6 protein-coding genes are annotated in these 7308 nt (G+C 73.7%); all 6 read right to left on the bottom strand.

From position 1 onward, the window contains the following. Positions 1 to 26: 26 nt before the first annotated feature. Complete coding sequence (locus LWC35_RS38360; RefSeq protein ID WP_232875506.1) at positions 27 to 1445, bottom strand: pyridoxal phosphate-dependent decarboxylase family protein; 1419 nt, start codon at positions 1443 to 1445, stop codon at positions 27 to 29. A gap of 10 nt (positions 1446 to 1455) precedes the next feature. Next, positions 1456 to 3033, bottom strand: a complete 1578-nt coding sequence (locus tag LWC35_RS38355; RefSeq protein WP_232875505.1) for a long-chain-fatty-acid--CoA ligase — start codon at positions 3031 to 3033, stop codon at positions 1456 to 1458. A 105-nt stretch (positions 3034 to 3138) separates the two neighbouring features. Next, entirely contained in the window at positions 3139 to 4677 is a 1539-nt protein-coding gene (locus tag LWC35_RS38350; RefSeq protein WP_232875504.1) for an acyl-CoA synthetase, read from the bottom strand. 151 nt (positions 4678 to 4828) lie between these two features. Beyond that, positions 4829 to 5014: a hypothetical protein gene (locus LWC35_RS38345; RefSeq protein WP_232875503.1), complete on the bottom strand. Its 186-nt coding sequence runs from the start codon at positions 5012 to 5014 to the stop codon at positions 4829 to 4831. A 342-nt stretch (positions 5015 to 5356) separates the two neighbouring features. Further along, positions 5357 to 5695 carry a histone-like nucleoid-structuring protein Lsr2 gene (locus LWC35_RS38340; protein ID WP_232875502.1) on the bottom strand — a complete coding sequence of 113 codons (339 nt, stop codon included), beginning with the start codon at positions 5693 to 5695 and terminating at the stop codon, positions 5357 to 5359. Between the two features lie 346 nt (positions 5696 to 6041). Then, complete coding sequence (locus LWC35_RS38335; protein WP_232875501.1) at positions 6042 to 7172, bottom strand: MBL fold metallo-hydrolase; 1131 nt, start codon at positions 7170 to 7172, stop codon at positions 6042 to 6044. Positions 7173 to 7308 lie beyond the last annotated feature (136 nt).

Raw genomic sequence — 7308 nt, 5'->3', positions numbered from 1 at the left:
GCCCCGGGGCGCCCCACGCCGGACGATCAGCGGGTCAGCTCCGCCCAGAGGACGTCGAGCTGTTCCCGGCCGGTGCCGAGGGCGCCGACGGCGACCCGGATCGCGTACCGGCCGGCGACGGTGGTGTGGGTGAGGAAGGCCCGCCCGCCGGCGTTCACGCGCTCGAGCAGGGCGCGGCCGGCGGCGTCGTCGGGCTCGCCGTCCGGGCCGAGGACGTGCAGGCAGACCAGGGCCAGCGAGGGGGGCGCGGCCAGGGCGAACCGGGGCTCGGCCTCGACCCGCGCGGCCAGGTCCCCGGCGAGGGCCACGTGCCCGCGGATCCCCTCCCGCAGTCCCTCGAGCCCCGTGCCCTGCACCACCGCCCAGAGCTTGAGCGCGCGGAAGCGGCGGCCGAGCGGCACCTGCCAGTCCCGGTAGTCGACGACCTCGCCGGAGTCGGTCGCGGCGTTGCGCAGGTACTCCGGCGTGATCGACAGCGCCGCCGGCAGGGCCGTGCCGTCGCGGACCCACAGGAACGACGCGTCGAACGCCGTGGCCAGCCACTTGTGCGCGTCCGTGCAGACCGAGTCGGCCAGCTCCGCGCCGTCGAGCACGTGCCGGAACTCCGGGCAGAGCGCGGCCACGCCCGCCCAGGCCGCGTCGACGTGCACCCACGCGCTGCCCGCGACCTCGCAGACCTCGCGGACGGGATCGATCGCGCCGGTGCCGGTGGTGCCGACGGTCGGGCACACCAGCACCGGCCGCAGCCCCGCCGCCCGGTCCTCGGCGAGCATCCCGGCCAGCGCGTCGGCGGACATCGCCAGCGTGCCGGGGGAGACGGGCACGGTGCGCAGGGCCCGGGCGCCGAGCCCGGCGACCCGCACCGCCTTGGCCAGCGACGAGTGCGTCTCGGCGGTGACGTAGACGCGTTCGGTGCCGTCGACGCCGGTGTCCCGCCAGCCCGGCGAGGCCCGGTGCAGCGCGGCGAGCAACGCCACCAGCGCGCCCGACGACGCCGAGTCCTGCAGCGACCCGCCCCCGCCGCCGGCGAAGGTGAAGGCCTCGCCGAGGCCGAGCGCGCGGGCGAACCCGTCGACGACCACCTGCTCCACCTCGGTCCCGGCGGGCGAGGTGGACCAGAGCATCCCCTGCGCGCCGAGCCCTCCGGAGGCGAGGTCGCCGAGCAGCGAGAGCAGCGAGGCCTGTGCGGGGAAGTAGCCGAAGAACCCCGGGTGCTGCCAGTGCAGGGACCCGGGGACCACGACGTCGTCGAGCAGGCCGGTCAGCGCGGCGCCGAGGTCGTCGGCCGGCTTGTCGGGCAGGTCCGCGGGCAGGGCCGCGCGGATCTCCCCGGGCCGCACCGCGGGCCGGACCGGCAGCTGCGCCAGCCCGGTGCGGTGCGCGGCGACCCAGTCGACCAGCGCGTGGCCGAGCCGGCGGAACTCCTCGGGATCGAGATCGGGCACGCGCGCGAAACTAGACCGCCGGCCGGGAGACCAGCGAGCCCGCCTGGTTCTGCTCGCGCAGCGCGGTCTTGAGGACCTTGCCCGAGGGGTTGCGGGGCAGCGCCTCGACGATCGCGACCCGGCGCGGCCGCTTGTACCCGGCGAGGTGCTCCTTGCAGTAGGCCTCGATCGACTCGACGGTCGGCGGGTCGGCCGGGTCCGCGGGCACGACGACCGCGAGCGGGGTCTCGCCCCACTTCGGGTCCGGCACGCCGATCAGTGCGACGTCGCCGATGCCCGGGTGCGCGGCCAGGACGTTCTCCACCTCGGCGCAGTAGATGTTCTCGCCGCCCGAGATGATCATGTCCTTCTTGCGGTCGACCACGTAGAAGTAGCCGTCCTCGTCCTGCCGGACGAGGTCGCCGGAGTGGAACCAGCCACCGCGGAAGGCCTCGGCGGTCTCCTCGGGCTTGTTCCAGTAGCCGCTCATGATCAGCGGGCCGCGGTAGACGATCTCGCCGATCTCGCCCGGCACGACGTCGTTCATCTCGTCGTCGACGACGCGGACCTCGACGTTCGCCATCGGGGTGCCGACCGAGCCGATCTTGCGGATCGAGTCCTCGCCGCGCAGCAGGGTGGTGACCGGGCTGCACTCGGTCTGCCCGAAGGACGTGGTGACCTGCGCCTGCGGGAACGTGTCGATCATCGTCTGCAGCAGCGTGGTGGACGCGGGCGCGGCACCCCAGGAGATCCGGGTCAGCGCCGAGAGGTCGCGGTCCGCGATGTCCGGCACCGCGCAGATCGCCGCCCACTGCGCCGGCACGCAGAAGCACGAGGTGACCCTCTCGCGCTCGAGGATGTCCAGGGTTTCGACCGGGTCGAAGTTCCCGGACCGCGGGATGACCACCGTGCCGCCCGCCGTGATCGCGATGTGCGCCCCCGCGACCCCGGCGATGTGGAACAGCGGCGCGGCGGACATCGACACGCCGTGCCCGCCGGTGCCGCCCAGCGTGGCGATGTTCGAGTAGGAGTGCAGGTAGAGGTTGCGGTGGCTGAGCATCGCGCCCTTGGGCCGCCCGGTGGTGCCGGACGTGTACATGATGAACGCGGTGTCGTCGTCCGAGTTCGGCAGCTCGACGTAGTCCGGCGACGCCGCGGCGAGCACGTCCTCCAGGTCCCCGCCGATCGTGATCACCTGGCGGACGTCCGGCGCCTTCTCCAACGCCTTGTCCAGCGTGGGGGCCAGGCCCGCGTCGACGATCACGGAGACGGCGCCGGAGTCCGTGAGGGCGTAGGCGACCTCGTCGGCGACGAGCCGGAAGTTGATCGGCACGCAGATCGCGCCCGCCCGCAGCGGCGCGAGGTAGGCCTCGAGCAGGTCGGCGCTGTTCAGGCCCAGCACCGCGACCCGGTCCCCGGGGGTCACGCCGCCTGCCGTGAGGGCGTTCGCGAGCCGGGTGATCCGGTCGTCCGACTCGGCGTAGGTCCGTCGGATGCCGGCCCCGGCGTCGACGAACAGGGGGATCTCGGGGGTCACGCGCGCCCAGCGCGCGACGATGTCGCTGAAGCTCATGCCACGGCCGACGATGGCGCCCGACTGCGTCGTCATGGCGCACAGCCTGCCCAATTGAGCGAACGTTCGGCAAGGTCCGTTCGGGCCCGCCCGTGCCCGCCTGGGTCAGCGGCGTGGCCCCCGACCCCGGCGGGGCGTGGATCAGTGCGGGTAGCGGTCCCGCAGCTCCTGCTTGACCAGCTTGCCGGTGGGGGTGCGGGGCAGGAAGTCGGTGAAGTCGACGCTGCGCGGCGCCTTGTAGTGCGCGATCCGCTCGCGCACGAAGGCGATCAGCTCGCGCTCCAGCTCCGGCCCCGCGTCGACGCCCGGCGCGGGCTGCACGATCGCCTTGACCGACTCGCCCATCTCCGGGTCCGGCACGCCGATCACCGCGACGTCGAGCACGGCGGGGTGCGTGACCAGGACGTCCTCGACCTCGCGCGGGTAGATGTTCACCCCACCCGAGATGATCATGAACGCCTTGCGGTCGGTGAGGAACAGGTAGCCGTCCTCGTCGAGGTAGCCCAGGTCGCCGGTGGTCGTCCAGGACGGGTGGTCCGGGTGGGTCGCGGCGGCCGTCTTCTCCGGGTCGTTGTGGTACTCGAACGGCCGCTCGTCCCGCTCGAAGAAGATGGTGCCGACCTCGTACGGGGCGAGCTCCTTGCCCTCGTCGTCGCAGATCCGGACCACGCCGAGGCCCGCCCGGCCGACCGTGCCCGGCCGCTCCAGCCACTCGGGCGAGCTCACGAACGTGATGCCGTTGGCCTCGGTGGCGGCGTAGTACTCGTAGAGCACCGGACCCCACCAGTCGATCATCGCCTGCTTGACCTCGGGCGGGCACGGCGCGGCCGCGTGGATCGCCACCCGCAGCGACGAGTGGTCGTACTTGCGGCGGGTCTCCTCGGGCAGCTTGAGCAGGCGCACGAACATCGTCGGCACCCACTGGCTGTGCGTGACCGAGAAGCGCTCGATCGCCGCCAGCGCGGCCTCGGGGTCGAAGCGCTCCATGACGACGGCGGTGCCGCCGATCGCCTGGACCGTGGCGCTGAAGCGCAGCGGAGCCGCGTGGTACAGCGGGGCGGGGGAGAGGTAGACGGTTTCGGTGTCGAAGCCGTACATCGGACCGAACAGGTCGATGTAGGTGTCGCCCGGCTCGTCGACCGCGGAGTCCGGCAGCGTCGGCTTGATGCCCTTGGGCCGGCCGGTGGTGCCGGAGGAGTAGAGCATGTCGGCGCCGCGCGGCTGCTCGGGCAGCGGCTCGGCCGAGACGCCCTCGAGCGCCTCGTCGTAGTCGGCGTAGGCGTCCGAGCCGGGGATCGGACCGCCGAAGGCCAGCGCGACGTCGACGGAGACCTGGTCGCCGATCGCGGCCGCGAGCCCGGCCACGCCCGCGGAGACCAGCAGCGCCTTCGCACCGCAGTCCGTGACGATGTAGGCCGCCTCCGGCGCGGACAGGTGGTGGTTGACCATGGTGACGTAGAGGCCGGAGCGGCGGGCCGCCCAGTAGATCTCGAAGACCCGCGGGGTGTTCTCGGTGACGACGGCGATCACGTCGCCGCGGCGCAGGCCCGCGTCGTGCAGGTACCGGGCCAGGCGGGCGGAACCCTCCTCGAGCTGGCGGAAGGTCAGCGTCTCGCCGCTGCCCGCCATCACCACCGCGGGCTTGTCGGGGGTCGTGGCGGCGTGCGTGCCCGGGTACATGTCCGGTCCTCTTCCTCGATCGACGTCCTGTCGGAAGTCCCGATCCTGACAGACGGTCGCCGGCGGCGGACGCAGGTGAGGCTCATCTCGCTCGCGGCCGCTCCGGGCAGGTGGGGAACGAAGGGGGAGCCGCTCGGGTGGGACGGCCCGGTCAGGCGGCGGGCGGCTCCGTGCTCTCGAGGGACGGCGCACCGGAACCGGCGCAGCGGCGGGCGGAGACGACCGTGCCGCGCGCCGAGAACCGGTTGTGCAGGCGCAGGGTCGAATCGGGGGTGACGTGCTTCAGCCGTGCGCAGACGGGACAGGTCCCGTAACCGATCGTGACCTTCTCGCTCACGTCTCGTGCCTCTCTTCTCGCCCGCTCACCGGATCGGGGTACCGGGTGCGGGTCGGAGGAGTCTACCGGGGGACCGGAGCGTGCCGGGATCACCGCGAAGAGTGGGGTCGACCCGACCGGACGGGCGGGGACGGTTCTGCGGTGACCGGCGGCCGTGGCGTGCCGACCGGTAGCGTCGTCCGGGGCGCCGGAGCGGGTCCGGTGGCGGCGGGCGCCTCGTTCCGCGGCGGCCGGAACGGCGGGCGAGGACCGGGAAATGGCGGCGGCGTCACGGTTCGGTGACGAATGGCCCGCGCTTTCGCGGCCTTGTCGCCGAACCGTGACGGATGTTCCGACGTGTGCTCAGTGGGCCGCGTGGTACGCGTCGAGAACATTGGACGGGATGCGCCCGCGCTCCGAGATCTTCATCCCCTGGGCCACCGCCCATTCCCGAATCGCCTGGTTCTGCTGGCGGTCGGAAACGGGCCGCGAGGCCGGTGCGGACGCGCCGCCCGAGGAACGCCGCCCGGTGGTCCGGCGGGCCGCGGCAATGTAGGGCGCCAGCGCCTCGCGCAGCTTCTCGGAATTCTTCGCCGACAGGTCGATCTCGTACGACCTGCCGTCGACCGAGAACTCGACCTGCTCCTCCGCCTCGCTGCCGTCCAGGTCGTCGATCAGCGTGACCGTGGTCTGCTTCGCCACGTTCCCCCAGCCCTTCTCTGTTCACCGGCTCCTGTCCCTGCCGGGCTCCACGCGGGCAGGAAGCATCGCCCGGACGGTGTCCGGGGGCTTTCCGGGAGCGGAGTGGATCGGCGTGCGGAACAGGAGAATGCGTCGGTGCCGACAATAAAGGAAGCCGTCGCGGAAAGTCGATTCGGGTGCCGTGTCCGGGGCCCGCGCGTCGCCCGGATCACTCCTTCGGAGGCATCGGACGGGGTTTTGCGGCCCGATCCCGGCGATCTCGGGAGCCGATCTCGGGAGCCGATCTCGATGCTGGATCTCGGGGCCGATCCCGGCGCGGGCGGGATCGGCGGGCAATGGCGCCGCCTCAGGCGACCGGCGTCCACCAGTCCGTCGCCGGGGGCGGGCCCGTCAGGTCGATTCGTTGGCCCGGAACGGGCAGGGCGAGCGGGATTCCGGCCGTTTCCGCGGCGCCACGCAACCGGGTCACCGGCTCCGACCAGGGGTGGAAGCCGAGATTGAAGGTCGCCCAGTGCACGGGCAGCAGCACCCGTCCGCGAAGATCGCGGTGGGCGGCCACGCTCTCCTCCGGGGTCATGTGGATGTCCGGCCACAGGTCCGCGTAGGCGCCGATCGGCAGCAGCGTGACGTCGAACGGCCCCCAACGCTCGCCCGCGCGGGCGAAGGCGGCCGTGTAGCCGGTGTCGCCGCCGAAGTAGGCGCGGTGGCGCGGCCCGAGGACGGCCCACGAGGACCAGAGGGTGGTGTCACGCTGCAGTCCCCGGCCCGAGAAGTGCCGGGCCTCGGCGCAGACGAGGGTGAGCCCGGCCACCTCGGCCCGACCGTCCCAGTCCAGTTCGACGATCCGTTCCCGGGGCACGCCCCAGGCCCGCAGGTGCGCCCCGATCCCGAGCGGCACCACGAACGGGGCCGCGCCGTGCCGGGGGTCGGCGACCAACGCCCGGACGGTGGGCAGGTCGAGGTGGTCGTAGTGGTCGTGCGAGATCAGCACGGCGTCGACCGGCGGCAGCGCGGTGAGCGGGACGGGTGCCGGGTGCAGTCGGCGCGGCCCCACCAGCCGGGAGGGCGAGACGCGCTCGCCCCAGACGGGATCGGCGAGCACCCGCCGGCCGTCGATCTCGAGCAGCACGCTGGAGTGCCCGAACCACGTCACCGCCAGCTCGGCCGCGGGGCCGCTCTCCGGGCGGGCGAGCGGGACGGGGCGGCTCGGGCGCCCGACCCGGCGGCCGATGACGGCGCGCAGAGCGGCCGGCACGGTCCCTGACGGCAGCGCGGTGCCGGGCTCGGTGTTGCGGAAGCGGCCCTCCCGGGCGTGCGGTGACCCGTCGGCGGCCCGGCGCAGCTCCTCGGGAGGTGCGCCCATCGCGCGCGGGATGCCCCACGCGGCCGCGCCGGCCGCGGCGAGGCCGCCGGTGGCGGCGAGGGCGAGAGCGGTCAGCACCCCGGTGCGGAGGGGGAGCGGCGTCGTGCGGGCCACACCCCCAGCGTACGAGCGCGGGCGGCGGGAGATCGCCACGCGGTCTCAGCCGGCTCCCAGCAGTCCGCGCTCCCGACCGCCGAGCGCTGCGCCGAGGCTCGCCCGCGGAGCGACCAGTGTGATCACTGATTCTGGA

Origin of the sequence: Pseudonocardia kujensis (assembly GCF_021283305.1) — a bacterium.
GTDB classification, from domain to species: Bacteria; Actinomycetota; Actinomycetes; order Mycobacteriales; family Pseudonocardiaceae; genus Pseudonocardia; species Pseudonocardia kujensis.
The sequence above is the reverse complement of the archived record's forward strand: the minus strand, read 5'-3'. Positions and strand labels throughout refer to the sequence as shown.